This window comes from Microbacterium sp. 05T445, from assembly GCF_056395865.1.
Genome location: NZ_JBFTKJ010000002.1, coordinates 21733 through 39935, shown reverse-complemented (window position 1 = coordinate 39935; position 18203 = coordinate 21733). Strand labels below are relative to the sequence as shown.

Annotated in this window: 17 protein-coding genes and 1 pseudogene; 4 read left to right on the top strand and 14 right to left on the bottom strand. The window is 72.7% G+C overall.

Features of this window, described 5'->3' with window-relative positions:
• The first annotated feature begins 35 nt into the window (after window positions 1–35).
• The 3 genes and pseudogenes from AC1DDU_RS09735 to AC1DDU_RS09725 all read left to right on the top strand — a co-directional run.
• Window positions 36–1034 carry a LacI family DNA-binding transcriptional regulator gene (locus tag AC1DDU_RS09735; RefSeq protein ID WP_477433561.1) on the top strand — a complete coding sequence of 333 codons (999 nt, stop codon included), beginning with the start codon at window positions 36–38 and terminating at the stop codon, window positions 1032–1034.
• Window positions 1035–1146: 112 nt separating this feature from the next.
• Window positions 1147–2550: an aspartate aminotransferase family protein gene (locus tag AC1DDU_RS09730; RefSeq protein ID WP_477433559.1), complete on the top strand. Its 1404-nt coding sequence runs from the start codon at window positions 1147–1149 to the stop codon at window positions 2548–2550.
• A 78-nt stretch (window positions 2551–2628) separates the two neighbouring features.
• Window positions 2629–2925 (top strand): annotated as a pseudogene (locus AC1DDU_RS09725) (DUF7882 family protein); the annotation flags it as partial.
• A 144-nt stretch (window positions 2926–3069) separates the two neighbouring features.
• On the opposite strand, the gene AC1DDU_RS09720 reads toward AC1DDU_RS09725, so the two are convergent.
• Both AC1DDU_RS09720 and AC1DDU_RS09715 read right to left on the bottom strand, forming a co-directional pair.
• Entirely contained in the window at window positions 3070–3390 is a 321-nt protein-coding gene (locus AC1DDU_RS09720) for a DUF7882 family protein (protein WP_477433557.1), read from the bottom strand.
• 20 nt (window positions 3391–3410) lie between these two features.
• Window positions 3411–3986: a TetR family transcriptional regulator gene (locus tag AC1DDU_RS09715; protein WP_477433555.1), complete on the bottom strand. Its 576-nt coding sequence runs from the start codon at window positions 3984–3986 to the stop codon at window positions 3411–3413.
• Window positions 3987–4091: 105 nt separating this feature from the next.
• On the opposite strand from AC1DDU_RS09715, the gene AC1DDU_RS09710 reads away from it, so the two are divergent.
• A complete protein-coding gene (locus AC1DDU_RS09710) occupies window positions 4092–5126 on the top strand; it encodes an SDR family NAD(P)-dependent oxidoreductase (protein ID WP_477433553.1) in 1035 nt (344 codons plus the stop codon).
• Window positions 5127–5179: 53 nt separating this feature from the next.
• Here the strand turns inward: AC1DDU_RS09710 and AC1DDU_RS09705 are convergent, their stop codons facing one another.
• The 12 genes from AC1DDU_RS09705 to AC1DDU_RS09650 all read right to left on the bottom strand — a co-directional run bounded on the left by AC1DDU_RS09705 (window position 5180) and on the right by AC1DDU_RS09650 (window position 18197).
• Window positions 5180–6739 carry an SLC13 family permease gene (locus tag AC1DDU_RS09705; protein WP_477433551.1) on the bottom strand — a complete coding sequence of 520 codons (1560 nt, stop codon included), beginning with the start codon at window positions 6737–6739 and terminating at the stop codon, window positions 5180–5182.
• Window positions 6740–6787: 48 nt separating this feature from the next.
• A complete protein-coding gene (locus AC1DDU_RS09700; RefSeq protein ID WP_477433549.1) occupies window positions 6788–8815 on the bottom strand; it encodes an oxidoreductase in 2028 nt (675 codons plus the stop codon).
• 41 nt (window positions 8816–8856) lie between these two features.
• Window positions 8857–10017, bottom strand: coding sequence for a cystathionine gamma-synthase (locus AC1DDU_RS09695; RefSeq protein WP_477433547.1), 1161 nt, complete (start codon window positions 10015–10017; stop codon window positions 8857–8859).
• Window positions 10014–11039: a pyridoxal-phosphate dependent enzyme gene (locus AC1DDU_RS09690; RefSeq protein ID WP_477433546.1), complete on the bottom strand. Its 1026-nt coding sequence runs from the start codon at window positions 11037–11039 to the stop codon at window positions 10014–10016. Before AC1DDU_RS09690 ends, AC1DDU_RS09695 begins: the two co-directional genes overlap by 4 nt.
• 169 nt (window positions 11040–11208) lie before the next feature.
• Window positions 11209–11679 carry a helix-turn-helix domain-containing protein gene (locus AC1DDU_RS09685; RefSeq protein WP_477433544.1) on the bottom strand — a complete coding sequence of 157 codons (471 nt, stop codon included), beginning with the start codon at window positions 11677–11679 and terminating at the stop codon, window positions 11209–11211.
• A 41-nt stretch (window positions 11680–11720) separates the two neighbouring features.
• The gene (gene msuE / locus AC1DDU_RS09680) at window positions 11721–12326 is read right to left on the bottom strand and encodes an FMN reductase (RefSeq protein WP_477433542.1); all 606 of its coding nucleotides are present in this window, start codon (window positions 12324–12326) and stop codon (window positions 11721–11723) included.
• Window positions 12323–12949, bottom strand: coding sequence for an alkylhydroperoxidase domain protein (locus AC1DDU_RS09675; protein ID WP_477433540.1), 627 nt, complete (start codon window positions 12947–12949; stop codon window positions 12323–12325). The genes msuE and AC1DDU_RS09675 overlap by 4 nt, the downstream gene beginning before the upstream one ends.
• On the bottom strand, window positions 12946–13554 hold the full coding sequence (locus AC1DDU_RS09670) for a CMD domain protein (protein ID WP_477433538.1): 609 nt from the start codon (window positions 13552–13554) through the stop codon (window positions 12946–12948). The genes AC1DDU_RS09675 and AC1DDU_RS09670 overlap by 4 nt, the downstream gene beginning before the upstream one ends.
• Window positions 13551–14606 carry a putative FMN-dependent luciferase-like monooxygenase gene (locus AC1DDU_RS09665; protein ID WP_477433537.1) on the bottom strand — a complete coding sequence of 352 codons (1056 nt, stop codon included), beginning with the start codon at window positions 14604–14606 and terminating at the stop codon, window positions 13551–13553. Before AC1DDU_RS09665 ends, AC1DDU_RS09670 begins: the two co-directional genes overlap by 4 nt.
• Entirely contained in the window at window positions 14603–16255 is a 1653-nt protein-coding gene (locus AC1DDU_RS09660) for a dipeptide ABC transporter ATP-binding protein (RefSeq protein WP_477433535.1), read from the bottom strand. Before AC1DDU_RS09660 ends, AC1DDU_RS09665 begins: the two co-directional genes overlap by 4 nt.
• Window positions 16252–17223, bottom strand: a complete 972-nt coding sequence (locus AC1DDU_RS09655; RefSeq protein ID WP_477433533.1) for an ABC transporter permease — start codon at window positions 17221–17223, stop codon at window positions 16252–16254. The genes AC1DDU_RS09660 and AC1DDU_RS09655 overlap by 4 nt, the downstream gene beginning before the upstream one ends.
• On the bottom strand, window positions 17220–18197 hold the full coding sequence (locus tag AC1DDU_RS09650) for an ABC transporter permease (RefSeq protein ID WP_477433531.1): 978 nt from the start codon (window positions 18195–18197) through the stop codon (window positions 17220–17222). Before AC1DDU_RS09650 ends, AC1DDU_RS09655 begins: the two co-directional genes overlap by 4 nt.
• Window positions 18198–18203: the final 6 nt, after the last annotated feature.

The window sequence follows — 18203 nt, the reverse complement described above, 5'->3', positions numbered from 1 at the left end:
CGCGCCGGTCGAGGTCGTTGCGCAAAACTGGTCGGGTGCCCACCCGCGTGACCCTCGCCGCCGTCGCGGCCGACGCCGGCGTCAGCGTCGCGACGGCCTCGCGAGCACTGTCGGGGCGCGGCGACCTCTCGGCGGCGACCCGTCGGCGCGTGCTCGCCGCGGCGCGTGCCATCGGGTACGTGCGCGATCCCTCCGCCGGCGGACGCCCGCCCGGCTCGTCCCGGCTCGTCGACCTCGTGCTGGGCGGGTACCATAACGCCTACTCCGACGAAGTCACCGCCGGGGCCCGCAGCGCCGCCGCCGCGGCGGGCTACGACCTCGTCCTCACCGAGGAGCGCGACACCCCCGACGACGACTGGCCGATGCGCATCCGGCGCAGAGGCTCCGCCGGGGTGGTGCTGGGGCTCATCTCGCCGACGGCGTCCCAGCTGGCCGCGCTCGCCGACACCGACATCCCCGTCGTGCTGATGGACCCGCAGGCCGAGACCTCGCGCGGGCTCACGAGCGTGCGCACGACCGACCGCGAGGGCGGGGTGGCGGCGGCGACGCACCTCGTGACGAGCGGCGCGACGCGGTTCGCGATCGTCCTCGGGTCGCCGCCCTACCGGTACGGGCGCGCGCGGAACACCGGCTTCCGCGAGGGACTGCGCCAGGCCCACCCCGGCGCCGACCTCGTCGCCGTGCACGCGGACTGGAGGAGGTCGTCCGCCCGGGAAGCCATCCTGCCCGTCCTGCGCGGCCTGCGCCCCGGCGAGCGCCTCGGGGTGTTCACGTGCTCCGACCAGATGGCCGCCGGCGTGTACTCCGCCGCCGCGGCGACCGGTCGCCGCATCCCGGACGAGGTGCTCGTCGTGGGTTTCGACGACCTGCGCAGCGCACGCTGGCTCACTCCGCCGCTGACCACGGTGCGCCAGCCGATCCGCGAGATGGCCGCGGCCGCCGTCACGGCGCTCGTCGACGCCGCGACAGGCGCGGCCCTCCCGCCCTCGCCGATCGTGCTGCCCACCCAGCTCATCCTGCGCGGCTCCACCTGAGCGCCGCACGCCGGACGGTCCGGTGCGCGCGGCATCCGAACCGTACGAACCGTCGCACCCTCTCGCCGGGGTCCCGCGAGTAGCGTGGGACCACCTCAACGGAAGGCCACCCATGTCGACCACGACCGAACGCCATGCCCGCACCGAGGCGGAGCTGCAGCAGATGGCGAAGGACCACCTGTGGATGCACTTCGCGCGCCAGTCGGTGATGACCGAGGGGCCCGGTGTCCCGATCATCGTCAAGGGCGAGGGCCACCACATCTGGGACTCGCAGGGCAAGCAGTACATCGACGGACTCGCCGGCCTGTTCGTCGTCGCCGCCGGCCACGGCCGCCGCCGCCTCGCCGAGGTCGCCGCGAAGCAGGCCGAGCAGCTCGCGTTCTTCCCGATCTGGTCGTATGCGCACCCCGCCGCCATCGAGCTGGCCGACCGCATCGCGTCGTACGCGCCGGGCGACCTCAACAAGGTCTTCTTCTCCACCGGCGGCGGAGAGGCCGTCGAGACCGCATTCAAGCTCGCCAAGTACTACTGGAAGCTGCAGGGCAAGCCCACCAAGCACAAGGTCATCTCGCGCTCGGTCGCCTACCACGGCACGCCGCAGGGTGCGCTGGCGATCACCGGAATCCCCGCGATGAAGGCGATGTTCGAGCCGCTCACGCCCGGCGGATTCCGGGTGCCCAACACCAACTTCTACCGCGCCTCCGACATGGGCGCCCCGACCGGCAGCCTCGAGGAGTTCGGCGTGTGGGCGGCCGACCGCATCGAGGAGATGATCCAGTTCGAAGGGCCTGACACCGTCGCCGCCGTCTTCCTCGAGCCGGTGCAGAACTCGGGCGGATGCTTCCCCCCGCCGCCCGGCTACTTCCAGCGCGTGCGCGAGATCTGCGACAAGTACGACGTGCTGCTGGTCTCCGACGAGGTCATCTGCGCGTTCGGCCGCATCGGCCACATGTTCGCGTGCGACGCGTACGGCTACCAGCCCGACATGATCACGTTCGCCAAGGCCGTCACCAGCGGGTACTCGCCGCTGGGCGGGACCGTGATCAGCGACCGCATCTACGAGCCCTTCGCCCACGGCGACACCGCGTTCTACCACGGCTACACGTTCGGCGGGCACCCGGTGTCGGCCGCGGTCGCCCTGGAGAACCTCGACATCTTCGAAGAAGAGGGGCTCAACGAGCACGTGCGCGAGAACTCGCCGCTGTTCCGCTCGGCCCTCGAGAAGCTCACGGACCTGCCGATCGTCGGGGACGTCCGCGGCGACGGGTACTTCTTCGGCATCGAGCTGGTGAAGGACAAGGCGACGAAGGAGACCTTCGACGACGACGAGTCCGAGCGCCTGCTGCGCGGGTTCCTCTCCAAGGCGCTCTTCGACGCCGGCCTGTACTGCCGCGCCGACGACCGCGGCGACCCCGTCATCCAGCTCGCACCGCCGCTGACGATCGGACCGGCGGAGTTCGACGAGATCGAGCAGATCCTCCGCGGCGTCCTGACGGAGGCGTGGACGCGCCTCTGACGACGCATCGAGGGGGAGATCCGGGCGCAGCTGCAGCCGGATCTCCCCCTCGCGTCTGCGCGGGCTTATTGTTGGCGCGTGGGCACCATCTACTACGGCGGGGGCGAGACTCCGATCCATATCGAGGACCGCGCACTCGCGCATCTGAAAGTCGTGATCGCGACCAAGCTGCGCCGCGACGAGAGCTTCACGGTGTCGTGGCGGCACCCCGACGACCAGCCGCGCGGCCGCAGCACGATCTGGGTGCACCCGTCCATCCCGCTGAGGTTCGTGTTCGACGACCCCGAGCCCACCGAGATCAGCCGTGAGTGGATCGAAGACCTGGCGAGCTCGGCCAGCTCGACCGGCGGCATCATGCTCGTCGCCGAGAATCTGACCACCGGCCCGGTGCCCGCGCCCCAGGCCGACGGCCCTGTCGCCGACGTGACGCTCGGCAACGTGGATGTCGAGAGCCTCGACGTCGAGCGCCTCACCGTCGCCGGGGCCGAGGTCAAGCCGGACGACGGCTCCGACTAGGGCTCAGGCCTCTCGCGGCGGACTGTCCTCTTCGTCGGGCTCCGGCACGATCGTCAGGCCGGAGGGTCCACTTGCCGCCGCCATCAGCTCTTCGATCCACGTGCGGTTGATCTGCGGCTGACGGCTGCCGAAGAAGTGGAACTGCAGCGGCACGGACGGGTGGATCCAGAAGCTGCGACGACCACTGCCGTCACCGATCTCGACATCGAACATGAACGGCTCGGAGCGGCGCAGCTTGTTCATCATCACGATGCGCAGGTGCGCCAGCGTGCGATCGTCGATGTCGACCGAGTTGGCGTTCGTGTCGTAGATGAACCGTCCCATGCGTGGAGCCTATCCCGGCGTCAGCGCGGCGCGAAGGCGGCGGCGAACAGTACCCGCGCCCGCGTGGCGACCGCGGGTCGCTGGTCGGGATCGGAGCGCGCCAGCTCGGTGGCGAGCATCCCCGTCGCCATCATGACGTCCTCCGCCTCGACGTGCGCGCCGATGAGCCCGGAGGCATGGTCGCGCGCCACGAGACGCTCGATGAGCGCCTGGAACCGCGCGCCCAGCGGGGCGATGCGGACATCGCCCAGGTCCGCCGTGATGAGCTCGATGAACGCCGTCGAGACGACCGCCTGATCCACGACGCGGTCCAGCAGGTCGTCGATCGTCCGGTCGGCGGAGGCGGTGTACTCCTCGAGGTCGCGGACGTTGTCCTCGAACACCGCGACGGCCAGCGCCGTGCGATCCGGGAAGTGGCGGTAGAGGCTTCCCTGGCCGACGCCGGCGCGCTTGGCGACGGCGCTGAACGGGGCGCCGAGTCCGCCTTCCGCGTAGACCTCGCGCGCTGCGGCGATGAGGGCACGACGGTTCTCGGCGGCGGCGGCGGGACCACGATTCTGGCGGGGAAGCGCACGGGGGGATGCGGTGCTGGGCACGGGTGTAGCCTAGTACCGGACAAGGATGTCCGGTAGGAGCCGCCCCGAAGGATCCTCATCCCCGGACCCGCAGCCCCGACGCACTGCATGAAGAAAGGGAACACCATGAGCACCACCACCGCTCCCCTCACCGGAGCCTCCACGATCCAGACGTGGCTCGACGACCCGGCCGGCGGCGCCGCACTGCGCGGCCTCCTGGCCCAGGGCGGCCAGAGCGCCGAGGCCCTCGCCCCGATCGCGGGCCTGCCGATCAGCAATCTCGTCGCGATGAGCGGCGGCGCCTTCCCGCAGGCGGCGCTGGACGCGCTCGTCGCGCAGGTCAACCCCGACGGCGTGCCCGCCGAGGCTGCGGCCGCCGTGGACGACGCCCCGAAGGCGGAATGGGCCGAGAAGGTCTCCGCCGGCCGCTTCACCGGCCAGACCGTCATCGTCACCGGCGCCGGCTCCGGCATCGGCCGCGCCACCGCCTCCCGCGTCGCCCGCGAGGGCGGCCGGGTCATCGCCGTCGACGTGAGCCAGGAACGCCTCGACGACTTCGTCGCCGCGCACGCCGGCGCCGACGTCGTCGCTCTCACCGCGGACATCACCGATGACGAGGGCGTCGCCCGCATCATCGAGGCGGCCGGCGACCGGATCGACGGGCTCGCGAACATCGCCGGGATCATGGACGACATGACCCCCGTCGGCGACGTCACCGACGCGGTCTGGGAGCGCGTCTTCCGCGTGAACGTCACCGGCACGATGAAGCTCATGCGCGCGGTGATCCCCGCGATGATCGCGCAGGGCGGCGGCTCGATCGTGAACACCTCGTCGGAGGCGTCGCTGCGCGGGTCGGCCGCCGGCGCCGCGTACACCGCGTCGAAGCACGCCGTCGTCGGCCTCACCAAGTCGAGCGCCTTCATGTACGGCCCCAGCGGCATCCGCGTGAACGCGGTCGCCCCGGGAGCGGTGATCACCAACATCGAGGCGAAGTTCAACTCGCCGCTGGGCGCCGACCGCGTGCGCACCGGCATGTCGGTCATGACGCCTCCGGTCGCCGCCGACCGTCTGGCCGCGTCGATCACGTTCCTGCTGAGCGACGACGGCGTGAACGTCAACGGCCAGAACCTCGCCAGCGACGGCGGCTGGTCGGCTGCCTGACCCACAGACCCACGATGCCCCGGCGGACCCGAACCGCCGGGGCATCGTGCATCTCAGAACGGCCAGACCAGCGGCACGTAGAGGACGGCCACCGCGAGGAAGAACAGCGCCAGCGGCAGGCCCAGCCGCCAGTAGTCGCTGAAGCGGTAGCCTGCCGGCTCCATCACCATGAGGTTCGCCGGCGTCGCGATGGGGGTGAGGAAGGCGGCGGCCCCGGCGACGGTGAGCGCCATCATGAACGGCTGCACCGACAGGTCGAGGGCCTGGGCCACCGAGATCGCGATCGGGGCGACGATCAGCACGGTCGCGGTGTTGCTGATCAGCTGCCCCAGCACCACCGTGAGCCCGCACAGGGCCAGCAGGGCGACGTGCGGGCCGGCGTCGCCCAGGAACGACAGCATCCAGTTCGCCACGAGGTCGGCCGTGCCGGTGCTGATGAACGCCGTCGACAGCGGGATCATGCCGGCGATGAGCACGACCGTGGTCCACGAGATGGAGTGGTACGCCTGGGTCACGGTGACGGTGCGGGTGAGCACGAGCGCGCACGCCGCCAGCAGCGCGGCGACCGCCGGCGGCACGAGGCCGGTCGCGAGCAGCAGGATCATGACGAGCAGGATGCCGATCGCGCGCTTCGCACCGCGACCGAGCGGGACCGACCGGCGCAGCTGCGCGGGATCGTCGACGACGAGCACGCCCGGGTCGTTCGTCTTGCGCGTGAGGTCGTCCCAGGCCCCCTGCAGCAGCAGCGCGTCGCCGGCCTGGACGACGAACTCGGTGCCTTTGAGCTGCTCGTCGCCGCGACGGGCGGCGAGCACCACGAGGTCGCCGTCCGGCGTGGTCATGCCCGCGCACACGTGTTTGCCGATGAGGGGCGAGCGGGGTGCCACCACCACCTCGGTGACCCCGCTGTCAGGGCCGAGCAGCATGCCGGTGTCGAGGGTGAGCGAGTACTGCTGGCGCAGCAGGCGCGCGTGGCGCACGAGGTCCAGCGGCATCAGGGCGCCCTTGCGCTCGGGCACGAGACCTCCGCCCAGCAGGAGGATCACGACGGTTCCGACGAGGATCGGGATGCCGACCAGCGCGAACTCGAAGAACCCGAACTCCCGACCGCCCGCGTTGGCGGCGAACTCCGACACGATGATGTTCACCGGGGTGCCCGTCAGCAGCAGCAGCGAACCTGCGGATGCCGCGAACGCGAGCGGCATGAGGAGCTTCGACGATGCGATGCCCGCGCGGGCGGCGACGACGACCACGAGCGGCAGGAGCGCGGCGACCGCCCCGTTGATGCTGATGAGGGCGGTGAGCCCGGCCACGAGCAGCGCGATCACGATCACGAGCGTCGTGCGCTTGGTGCCGGCGCGACCGATCACCTTCTGACCCGCCCACGCCGTGACGCCCGTGGCATCGAGCGACTCGCTCACCACGAACAGCGCCGCGATGAACAGCACCGTCGGGTCGCCGAATCCTGCGAGGGCCTGTGGCAGCGTGAGGACGCCGGTGAAGAAGAGTGCGAGGGCGACGCCGATCGCGACGATGCCGATCGGCACGCGGTTGCTGACGAAGGCGATCACCGCGAGGACCAGGATGACGAGCGTTGCGACGACGGGGTCCACGGGCCCCAGCGTAGCCACCGCCCCCACGTGGCGGTCCCCGGCGGGCGGTCAGCCGCGCAAGGTCGCCAGTCCCGCCACGTCGTAGGCGAGCTCGACCGCCTCGAACACCGCCGCGTCGATCGTGCGGGGTGCGAACGCGTCGCCGATCGTGACGACGCGGGGCGCGGCATCCGTCTCCAGCCCGGGGACGGCGACCGACGCGCGCGGCTCGATCGCGACGACGGCGCCGATGTGGGGGATCGTCGTCGCGACGCCGGTGAGCGCGTCGCTCACGGCGACCGTCCCCGGCCGGATCGCGTCGACCCGGTGGGTGGCGCGCCGGCGGAACCCCGGGTGCGCGCCGAGGCGCTCCAGCAGCAGCGGCCGGTCGTAGCCGGCGCCGATGTGCGGGAAGACCGACTCGTACGGCGTCACGAGCTCCAGCTCGTCGACGCGGCCGAGCAGCGTCAGCACGATGCCGGCCGCGTAGGCCGTGCCGTCGGCGTCGACGACGGCGATCCGGCGGCCGAGGTCGGCCGCCGTCGACACCGCCGTGAACGCGTCGATCGTGCCCGTCTTCGGGAACCCGCCGGCGTACGCGCCGCCGAGGGCGAGCGACGTCGTCGCGGGGGACACCGCCCCGGTGGCCACGACGACGCCGTCGGCGCGTTCGGCCGCCAGCATCGCACCGGTCGCCTCGACGCCGAGCCTCACCTCGACGCCGACGGCGGCGAGGTCGCGCTCGAGGTCGTCCACGAGCAGGCCTACGCTCTCGCGCCCGGGCACGCGCCGCGCGAGCCGCAGCTGCCCGCCGAGCGCGTCCGAGCGCTCGAGCAGCGTCACGGCGTGCCCGTCGGTCGAGAGCTCCACGGCCGCCCTCATGCCCGCTGGTCCCCCGCCCACGACGATCCACCGCTGCGGGGTCGCGGTGCGCGGCCGTGGGCCTCGTTCGAGCTCGCGGCCGGCGAGCGGGTTGACGGTGCACGACATCGCGAGTCCCCGGCTGCCGCGGCCGAGGCATCCCTGATTCAGCCGGATGCAGTGACGGATGCCGCGCTCCCCCTCGTCGACCGGTTCGAGGCCGATGAGCTTGCGGCCGAGGTCGGGGTCGGCGATCTGCGCGCGCGTGAGGGCGACCATGTCGGCGGCGCCGGAGGCGACGACCTCCTCGGCCTCCTCCACGGAGCGCGCGGCGCCGACGCCGAACACCGGCACGTCGGGATTCGCGGCCTTCACGGCGGCGACGTCGTCGCGCAGCCACGCGTACGGCATCGGCGAGGACGGGAAGACGTAGTGCACGTTGTGGTACCCGCCGGCGGCGAGGTCGAGGAAGTCGATGCGCGCCTCGGCCCGCAGCCGAGCGATGACCTCGCGCATGCCCGCGCCGTCGATCCCGTCGGGGTGGAACTCGTTCGCGACGATGCGGATGCCCACGGTGAAGTCGTCGCCCACGCGTTCGCGCACCGCCCGCAGCACCTCGCGCGGGAACCGGGTGCGCCCCTCGAGGTCGCCGCCGTACTCGTCGCCGCGGGCGTTGTAGAGGGGCGAGAGGAACTGGTGCAGCAGGTACCCGTGCGCCATGTGGATCTCGACGCCGTCGAAGCCGCCGTCGCGCGCGTGCGCCGCCGACAGCGCCCACCCCTCGACGAAGGACGCGATGTCGGCGTGGTCCATCTCGCGGGTCGCGTGCCCCGTCGACGGCGAGATCAGCCGCGACGGCGCGTACACGGTCCGAGGGCCGTCGGGACCGTCGGGCTGCGCCTGCGCGCCGTGGTGGTTGAGCTGCACGAAGATCTTCGCGCCGGCGTCGTGGACGGCATCCGTCATCCGCTTCGACGCCGCGACGCCCTCGGGGCGGTACGCGTCCTCGAACCCGCGGATCGACCCGGTCGGGTGCACGAAGTGGTTGCCCGCGACGAACAGCCCGCAGCCGCCGCGGGCGCGGCGCACGTAGTACGCCGTCTCGCGGTCCGACTCGACCCGGTCGGAGTACTGCTTCGAGTGCGCCGTCTGCATGATGCGGTTCGCCACCGTGATCGCGCCGATGCGCAGCGGCTGTGCCAGCAGGGACGGACGGATGCCGGGGCTCGCGGTCATCCTTCGAGCCTACGGCGGAGCGGGCTCGCTCCGCCGGAGGCTCAGAGCCGCGCGAGCGCCTGGTCGAGGTCCGCGACGAGGTCGGCCACGGACTCGATCCCGACCGAAAGACGCACGACCTCCGGCGGGACGGCGAGCTCGGTGCCGCGCACCGAGGCGTGCGTCATCTCGTCGGGGTAGTTCATGAGCGACTCGACGCCGCCGAGCGACTCTGCCAGCTGGAACAGCCGCGTCGACTCGGCGAAGCGGCGTGCGGAGGCGGCATCCGCCAGCGCCACCGACACGATCCCGCCGAACCCGCTCATCTGCCGCGCGGCCAGCTCGTGACCCGGGTGCGACGGCAGGCCCGGGTAGTACACGCGGGCGACCGCGCCGTGTCCCGACAGGAACTCGGCGATCGCCTGCGCGTTCTCGCTGTGCCGCTGCATGCGCAGCGCGAGCGTCTTGATGCCGCGGGTCGTGAGCCACGCGTCCAGCGGGCCCGACACCGCGCCGACGGCGAACTGCAGGAACTTCACCTCGCCGTAGAGGGCGTCGTCGTTGAGCACGAGGGCTCCGCCGACGACGTCCGAGTGCCCGCCCAGGTACTTGGTGGTCGAATGCACGACGACGTCCGCGCCGAGGGCGAGCGGCTGCTGCAGCGCCGGCGAGGCGAACGTGTTGTCGACGACGACGAGCGCCCCGGCGTCGTGCCCGAGCTGCGCGAGCCCCGCGATGTCGGTGATGCGCAGCAGCGGATTGCTGGGCGTCTCGACCCACACGATGCGCGCCGCGCGCTCCTCGAGCGCCGCGCGCACCGCGGCGAGGTCGCTCATGTCGACCACCCGGACGCCGACCCCCCACGCCCCGAGGACGCGCGCGATGAGGCGGTACGTGCCGCCGTAGACGTCGTTGCCGAGCAGCACCTCGTCGCCGGGCTTCAGCGCGGCCCGCAGCAGTGCGTCCTCGGCGGCCAGCCCCGAGGCGAACGACAGCGCGTGGGCGCCCCCTTCGAGGGCCGCGAGCTGCGTCTCCAGCGCGGTGCGCGTCGGGTTGCCGCTGCGGCCGTACTCGTACCCCTCCCGGAGTCCGCCGATGCCGTCCTGCGCGTAGGTCGTGGAGAAGTGCACGGGCGGGATGACGGCACCCGTCGTGGGGTCGAAGGCCTGCCCGGCGTGCACCGCACGGGTCTCGAAGCCTCGGTCGGCGGTCGGCTCGGTCATGCGCGTGCTCCTTCGTCGGGGGTGTGGGATGCGGGCGAGTCGACCTCGAAGCCGCGCTCGCGCATCCAGTCGTCGTCGTAGAACCGGTCGAGGTATCCGCGTCCGTGGTCGGGCAGCAGCACGACCACGACCGCGTCGGCGGGGAGCTCCCGCGCCGTGCGCAGCGCCGCGACGACCGCCATGCCGCTGGATCCCCCGACGAACAGGCCCTCCTCGCGGGCGAGGCGTCGGGCCATCGCGAACGTCTCGGCGTCGGAGATGCGGTGGATCTCGTCAGGCACCGACGGGTCGTAGCTGTCTGGCCAGAAGTCCTCGCCGACGCCCTCCACGAGGTAGCCGTGCAGGGGTCCGCCGGAGTAGATCGAGCCGTCCGGGTCGGCGCCGACCACGCGCACCGCCCCGCCCGACACCTCGTGCAGGTAGCGACCGGTGCCGGTGATCGTGCCGCCGGTGCCGATCCCCGCGACGAAGTGCGTCACGCGGCCCTCGGTGTCGCGCCAGATCTCGGGTCCCGTCGTCTCGTAGTGGCTGAGCGGGCCGTTCGGGTTGGCGAACTGGTTCGGCTTGAACGCGCCGGGGATCTCGCGCACGAGCCGGTCGGAGACGCGGTAGTACGACCGCGGGTCCTCCGGCGGCACGCTGGTGTCGGTCACGACGACCTCGGCGCCGTACGCCCGCAGCACGTCGACCTTGGGCCCGGCGAACTTGTCGGGCACGACGAAGATCATGCGGTAGCCGCGCTGCAGGGCCACCAGCGCGAGCCCGACGCCGGTGTTGCCGCTGGTGGGCTCGACGATGGTGCCGCCGGGGCGGAGGAGGCCGTCGCGCTCGGCGGCGTCGATGATGCGCCGGGCGATGCGGTCCTTGGCGGAGCCGCCGGGGTTGAAGTACTCGACCTTGGCGAGCACCGTCGCGGCGATGCCGTCGGTGACGCGGTTCAGCTGGACGAGAGGGGTTTCGCCGACGAGGTCGGCCACGCTCTGGGCGTAACGCACGATGAGTCCTGTGGTGTTGCCGCGCACGCGCGCGGAGGGTTGTCGGGGTCGCTGAGGTCTGCGTGAAGCGAGGGCTTCAACAGCAGGGGCGACAACACCGACAGGTCAACACGGGCGTCAGTCTAGACGCAGCATCGCGCCGGAGTCGAGACGGATGCCGCACAGCGACGCACACCCGGCATCGGGGCGGCCCGCCTCAGGCGACGTCGCGCGCCGCCCACACCCCCTGGGCGACGCAGGGCGCGCAGCCGTTGCGGGCGTCCAACAGCGTGCGCTCGACCACCGCGATCGTCGTGGCGCCGCCGCGGACGGCGAGCCCCGCGAACACGGGCATCCGCAGCGATTCGTACACCAGCGGCAGGCGCAGCCCGAAGAACCGCTCGAGGTCGTCGCTGCCCAGCACCGGCGGCAGGGCGCGGGTGAGTTCGCGCACCAGGTCGGGCGCGGCATCCGTCTGCACCATCCATGCCCGCCGGCGCAGGTGCCGGCGGAACTCCGCCTCGGGCACGAACCATCGGCAGCCCAGCCGGTAGCCGGGGAACTCCCCGTTCGCGAGCCGTCTGCCGAACGTGGCGGGCGCGAGCCCGGCCAGCCGCGCGGCGGCCGCCACCGTGAGGAACGGGGAGCCGCCGGTGCCGCGGCGGGAAGGGATCGAGTCCAGGCTCACATGAGACAGGACTCCGCGATGGCCGTTTCATGACGCCGGCGTCACCAGATCGCGACGTACTCCGATCTGCGCACCCGCGCGGCCTGCTCCACGAGCGGCAGCGAGCGGTCGACGGCCTCCTGCAGGCGCCGGGCCACGTCGGGCGAGACGAGCTCGCCGCCGGTGAAGTCGCCGTCGGAGGCGTAGACGCCGATCGGCAGCGTCAACGCCTGGAAGAAGCCGAACAGGGGCCGCAGCTGGTGCTCGATGATGAGCGCATGGCGCTCGCCGCCCCCGGTCGCGCCCAGCAGCACCGGCGTGCCGACGAGCTCGTACTGGCCGACGAAGTCGAACAGGTGCTTGAACAGGCCGGTGAACGACGCGCGGTAGACGGGGCTGGCCACCACGAGGAGGTCGGCGGACTCGATGGACTGCAGCGCACGCTCGACCTCCGGTGCGACGTCGTCGCGCCGGAGCGCCCCCGCGAACCCGGGTCCGAGGGTCGCCACCTCGACGAGCTCGGACTCCGTCGGAACGCGCTCGGCGATCGTCGCGAGGATCGTCCGCACCAGCGCGGTGGTGCGGCTGGGCTCGCGCAGCGAGCCTGAGACCCCGACGACGCGCAGGGCGTCGCCGCCCAGCACGGCGCTGCCGTCGAAGGCGCTCACTGGGCGGCCTCCGGCGGGGCGACCGGACGCCCGATCGACAGCATGAGCCGGTTCGCCCAGTTGAAGAACGCGGCGCCGTGCACGACATCCGCGATCTCCAGGTCGTCCAGGCCCACCGCCCGCAGGCGCGCGACGTGGGTCGCGTCGAACGCCGGCGGTGTGGCCGTCAACGCCGCCGCGGCCGCCACGATCGCGTCCCACCGGTCGCCGAGCTCTGCGTCGATCCCTTCCGCCAGCAGGCGGTCGATCAGCTCCGGCGACTTGGCATGGTGCGCCGCGAACCGCGCGTGCACCGAGGCGCAGAAGACGCACCCGTTCACGCGCGACGCCGCGGCCGCCGCCAGCTCCCGCTCAGCCCTGGGCAGGCCTTCGGCGGTGTTGTAGAAGATGTCCTTGTCGACGAGCGTGCGCGCGCGGAGGATCTCGGGGTCGCGTGCGAGCAGCCGGAAGTAGTCGCTCGATGCCCGCTGCCGGTCGACGAGGCCTTCGTAGTGGCGCTCGGTGAGCTCGTCGACGGGAAGGGGCTCCAGCCACGGGAGCCACCCCACCTCCGCACGGGTGAAGGCGTGCGGGTACGGCTCGTCGTGGACGAGCACGACGGGAGCGGTGGTGGTGCCGGTCATGCGGAGACCTCCTGGGTCGTGGCGAGCACGCGCAGTCCCGCGGCCACGCGCTGTTGGAAGGCGAGGAACGACACGAGCTGCGACAGCGTGACGATGCCGTCGGCGCTCCAGCCGGCGTCGATGAGCCGGCGGTGATCGGCGGCGCCCGCCTCGCGGGGGCGGAAGGTGAGCAGGTGCGCGTGGGCGAGGGCCGCGGTCAGGCGCTCGCCCAGCCCGTCGCGCGCCGCGATCCCCGGCTCGTAGCGGCGCCCGTCGGTGCTCTCGTCGTGGAGGCCCTCCTCGTGGTAGGCGCCGAACGGACCGGCGGTGGCGCCGGCCGACGCCTCGGCCGCCACGATCGCCGCACGGTGTGCATCGGCGGTGCGCGCGGCATCCGCATAGAAGGCCGCGGTGGCGTCGTCCGCGGTCGATCGTGTCGCGAACGCGGCGACGAGCAGGCGTTCGGCGAGCGGGAATGCCACGTCGTCGAGCGGTGCGAACAGCGCGTCGTAGCTGGCCTGCAGCTGCTCGCGGGTGACGGGGCGCCGACGGCGCAGCGCGTCGAGCGGCGCGCCGGCGCGCACGCCGGCCAGCTCGTCGACGACGTCGAGGGTGGCGGTGGTCATGAGGTCTCCTTTCCGAGACGTCCGAGGGCTTCGAGGGGGCGCTCGGATGCGCCCCAGCCGAGCGCCGGCGCGACCTCCGTCGCGAACAGTTCGATGGAGCGCAGCACGTGATCGTGCGGCGCGTCGACCGAGTGCACCTGGAAGGCGACCTCGGTGGCGCGCGACAGCGTGCGGTCGGCGGCGAGGGAGGCGACGACGTCCTCGGCGGTGCCGACGTGGGTGTCGGTCGCGGCGATGAGGTCCTCGAGGGTGTCGCCAGGGATGTGCTGCCCGGCGCGGCGGAATCCCTCGGCGGCCCGGCGCAGTCCGGCCTCGGTGAATCGCAGCGCCTGCGCCCGGTCATCGGCGACGAAGACGGTGCGGGATGCCGTGATCCGCGGTGCGACGCCACCCGGAAGCGCCTCGAGGTACCGGTCGATGATGGGGTCCTGCAGGTCGGCGAGCGTCGCGCCCGGCGCCTCGGCGCTGCGCGGCTGGGTGCGCGACAGCAGCAGCCCGTCGCCGTGGATGCCGGCCCGCGCGCCGCCCGCCGGGGAGAATGTCGCCTGCCACACCCGGTCGCCCAGCGGCACGGCTCCCGCGGACGCGTCGGGGTACAGCGTGTTGCCGCCGCCGATCTCACGGCCGGCGAGCGCGTCCTGCAGCGCTGCCAGCTTCTCGCCGTAGACCGCGGCCTTCGTGGCGACGTCCTGGCCGAACGGCAGGAACGACGACGGCGTGCCCCCGCTGCCCAGGCCCAGGTCGATCCGGCCGCCCGAGAGCAGGTCGGCGACCACGGCGTCCTCCGCGACGCGCACCGGGTCCTCCAGCGGCAGCGTGATGACGCCGGTGCCCAGGCGGATCTCGCTGGTGGCGGCCGCGACGTGGGCGAGGAACACGAACGGCGCGGGCAGTCCGCCCTCCGCGGCGCGGAAGTGGTGCTGCGCGACCCAGGCGCGTCCGATGCCGAACCGCTCGGCGTGCCGGATCTGGTCGGTGGCGAGGCGGTACCGCTCGGCGGCGGGCGCGTCGTCCAGCAGGCGGGTGAAGAAGGCGAGAGACGACACGCTCATGCGGTGACCTCCGATCGTCCGGGCACGGCTGCCAGCAGCTCGCGCGTGTAGTCGTGGGTGGGTGAGAGGAAGATGTCCTCGGTGCTGCCGGCCTCGACGACCCGGCCGCGGCGCATGACCGAGACCGTGTGGCTGATCCGGCGCACCACCGCGAGGTCGTGCGAGATGAACAGGTAGGTCAGGCCCAGCTCCTGCTGGAGCGACTCGAGCAGCTCGAGGATGCGCGCCTGGACTGTCACGTCCAGCGCGGACACCGCCTCGTCGAGCACCACCACGCCCGGCCGGATCGCGAGGGCGCGGGCGATCGCGACGCGCTGCCGCTGCCCGCCCGACAGTTCCCGCGGCGAGCGCGTCAGGACGTCGGCGGGCAGGGCGACGCGGTCGACCAGCTCCGCGGCGCGGGCCGCGCGCTCGGTGCGGGTCCCCTCTCGGAAGTTGTGCAGCGGCTCGGCGACGATCTGCGCGACGCTCTGCCGCGGGTCCAGCGACGAGAACGGGTTCTGGTAGACCAGCTGCACGCGCCGGCGCAGCTGGCGGAGACCGTCGCCGCGCAGGTCGGCGATGTCGGCCGGCCGACCCGACCGCTCTGCGAGCTCGATGCGCCCGCCGTCGGGGTGCAGGAACCGGGTGATCAGCCGCGCCGTCGTGGTCTTGCCCGATCCGGACTCCCCCACCAGCGCGTGCGTCGTCCCCCGGCGCACCTGGAACGACACGTCGTCCACCGCGCGGAACGGCGTGCGCCCGCGCCCCGGGACCGCGAACTCCTTGACCAGTCCCTCGGCGGTGATGGCGTAGGGGTTCTCGGCGGCGGCGGCTGCGGCATCCCGCAGGAACAGCGGCGGAGCCGCCCGGCGGAACCCGTCCGTCGCCAGCGCGGGCGCGTCGGCCAGCAGCTGTTTGGTGTACGTGTCGGACGGCGACGACAGGATGCCGGAGCTCGGCCCCTGCTCGACCACCCGGCCGTGATTGAGCACGACGACGCGCTGCGCCCGGTCGGCCGCCACCCCGAGGTCGTGGGTGACCAGCAGCACGGAGGTGCCCTCCTCGCGCCGCAGGCCGTCGATGAGGTCGAGGATCCGCCGCTGCACGGTGGCATCGAGGGCGCTGGTGGGCTCGTCGGCGATGATCAGCCGCGGGCGCAGCGCGATGGCGATCGCGATGAGCACGCGCTGCCGCATCCCGCCCGACAGCTCGTGCGGATGCTGCTTCGCCCGCAGCGCCGGATCGTCCAGGCCGACCCGCTCCAGCAGCTCGAGCACGCGGAGGCGGCGGGTGGCGGCATCCCTCACTCCGTGCAGCCGGAGGATCTCGCCCACCTGCACGCCGATCGGGCGCACCGGATCGAGGGACGACACCGGGTCCTGCGGCACGAGACCGACCTGCGCCCCGCGCACCGCGCGCAGCCGCTTCTGGCTCCACGCGGTGATGTCGACGCCGCCGAGCGCGATCGAGCCGCCGTCGACGCGGCCGCCGTCGGGCAGCAGCCCGATGAGGGCGTGCGCGGTCGTCGACTTGCCCGACCCGGACTCCCCCACGAGGGCGACGACCTCGCCCTCCCCGACCGTCACGTCCACGCCGTGGACGACCTCGCGGCGCCCGGTGCGCGTGCGGTACGACACGCGCAGTCCCTGTACGTCGAGCACGCTCATCGCGCACCCCTTCCGATCGATTGGCTGATGCGGTTGGCGCTGAGCACCACCACGAGCACGACGAGGCCCGGCAGCGTCGTCAGCCACCACGCGGTGGCGACGTAGTTGCGGCCCTCCGCGATGAGCAGGCCCCACTCGGGCGTGGGCGGCGGAGCGCCGTAGCCGAGGAAGCCGAGCGTCGAGATGGCGAGGATCGCCGTGCCGAACTGCAGCGCCGCCAGCCCCACGACCGCGGTGAGGGAGTTTGGCAGCACATGCCGGGCGAGCACCGCCGCGAAGGATCCGCCGCTGCCGAACGCGGCCTCGACGTAGTCGGTGCGGCGCACCCGCACGACCTCCGACCGCGACAGCCGTGCGAAGGATGCGACGCTCACCACGCCCACCGCGATGGCGGCGTTGACCGTGCCGAAGCCGAGCAGGATGATCACCGACAGCATCAGCAGCAGGCCGGGGATCGACAGCAGCACGTCCACGAGGCGCATCAGCACGTCGTCGATCCAGCCGCCGATCGAACCCGCCAGGACGCCGATCAGCGTGCCGGCGGCGAGCCCGACGGTGACCGCGATGAGCGCACCCGACAGGGAGTGGATCGCGCCGTAGACGACCCGCGCGTACAGGTCGCGCCCGATCGCGTCGGTGCCGAACCAGTGCTCGGGGCCGGGCGGCAGCAGCTTGTCGGCGGGCACCCCGTCGATCGGGTCGTACGACGTGAACAGCCACGGCACCGCCGCCCACAGCACCGCGATCACGATGACCGCGAGCGCCAGCACGAGTGTCCACGAGGGGCGCCGCCCGCGGGCGAACAGGCGCGCGATGTTGGCACGGCGCTCGGGCTGCCCATCGGAGGCGCCCGCGTCGCGTGCGAGCGGGTCGACGACGGTTCCGGATGCCTCGTCCCGCGCTCGAGCGGCGGTCGCGGCCTCGGTGTCCTCGTCCACCGTCGTGGCCTGTCGCAGCGGAGTGCTCATGCGGTCACCTCCTGAAGGGCCGGTGCGGACGCCGTGCGCGCGGCGCGCCGGCCGCTGCGCAGCCGTGGATCGAGCACCGGGTACAGCAGGTCGACGACGAGGTTCACCACGACGAACGTGAGCGCGGCGAGCACCACGACGCCCTGCAGCACCGGGATGTCCTGGTTGGCGACGGCCTGCTCGGTCACCCTGCCGATACCGGGACGCCCGAACACGGTCTCGGTGACGACGGCGCCGCCGATGAGCTCGCCGAACAGGACACCGGCGATCGTCAGCGTCGGCAGCAGCGCGTTGCGGGCGACCGATCGCCAGAGCACCCACGACGGCGAGGCGCCCTTGGCGCGCACGACCGTGACGAACGGCTGCAGCTGCACCTCGTCGATGCTGCGCACCAGGATCTGCGCCAGCGGCGCCGAGATGGGCACGGCCAGCGTGATCACCGGCAGGACGAGCCCGGCGACCGGGTCGGCGCCGACGATCGGCACCCACCCGAGTCCGAACGAGAACACCTGGATGAGGAGGATGCCGAGCCAGAACACCGGCACCGCCACGAACACGCCTGGCAGGGCCTGGAGCCCCTGCCGCAGCCATGCGAACGGCGCCAGCGTCGAGAGGAACGCGATCGCGACGGCGATCACGGCGGCCAGAGTGAACCCGAGGGTGGCCAGCGCCGCCGTGGGCGGGAGCGCCTCGCCGATGAGCTGGAGCACGCCGGTGCCGTACTGCGTGGAGTAGCCGAAGTCGCCGTGGGCGTAGCCGGTGAGGGTGGCCCAGTACTGCTCCCACCACGACGAGTCGACGCCGTAGGCGACCCGGATCGATTCGATCTGATCGGGCGTCAGCCCCAGTTCGGGGTTCTCGTACTTGATCAGGATCGCGTCGCCCGGCAGCAGCTGCAGCAGGATGAAGGTGGCCGTGAAGGCCGCGATCAGAACGATCGCGGCCTGCCCGGCGCGTCGGAGCGCGTAGCTCATCGGTTC

Coding starts and splice junctions, on each gene's coding strand:
- AC1DDU_RS09655 (WP_477433533.1), bottom strand. CDS start 17,223: ATGAGCACTCCGCTGCGACAGGCCACGACGGTGGACGAGGACACCGAG.
- AC1DDU_RS09670 (WP_477433538.1), bottom strand. CDS start 13,554: ATGACCACCGCCACCCTCGACGTCGTCGACGAGCTGGCCGGCGTGCGC.
- AC1DDU_RS09700 (WP_477433549.1), bottom strand. CDS start 8,815: ATGACCGCGAGCCCCGGCATCCGTCCGTCCCTGCTGGCACAGCCGCTG.
- AC1DDU_RS09710 (WP_477433553.1), top strand. CDS start 4,092: ATGAGCACCACCACCGCTCCCCTCACCGGAGCCTCCACGATCCAGACG.
- AC1DDU_RS09720 (WP_477433557.1), bottom strand. CDS start 3,390: ATGGGACGGTTCATCTACGACACGAACGCCAACTCGGTCGACATCGAC.
- AC1DDU_RS09665 (WP_477433537.1), bottom strand. CDS start 14,606: ATGAGCGTGTCGTCTCTCGCCTTCTTCACCCGCCTGCTGGACGACGCG.
- AC1DDU_RS09660 (WP_477433535.1), bottom strand. CDS start 16,255: ATGAGCGTGCTCGACGTACAGGGACTGCGCGTGTCGTACCGCACGCGC.
- AC1DDU_RS09695 (WP_477433547.1), bottom strand. CDS start 10,017: ATGACCGAGCCGACCGCCGACCGAGGCTTCGAGACCCGTGCGGTGCAC.
- AC1DDU_RS09675 (WP_477433540.1), bottom strand. CDS start 12,949: ATGACCGGCACCACCACCGCTCCCGTCGTGCTCGTCCACGACGAGCCG.
- AC1DDU_RS09730 (WP_477433559.1), top strand. CDS start 1,147: ATGTCGACCACGACCGAACGCCATGCCCGCACCGAGGCGGAGCTGCAG.
- AC1DDU_RS09650 (WP_477433531.1), bottom strand. CDS start 18,197: ATGAGCTACGCGCTCCGACGCGCCGGGCAGGCCGCGATCGTTCTGATC.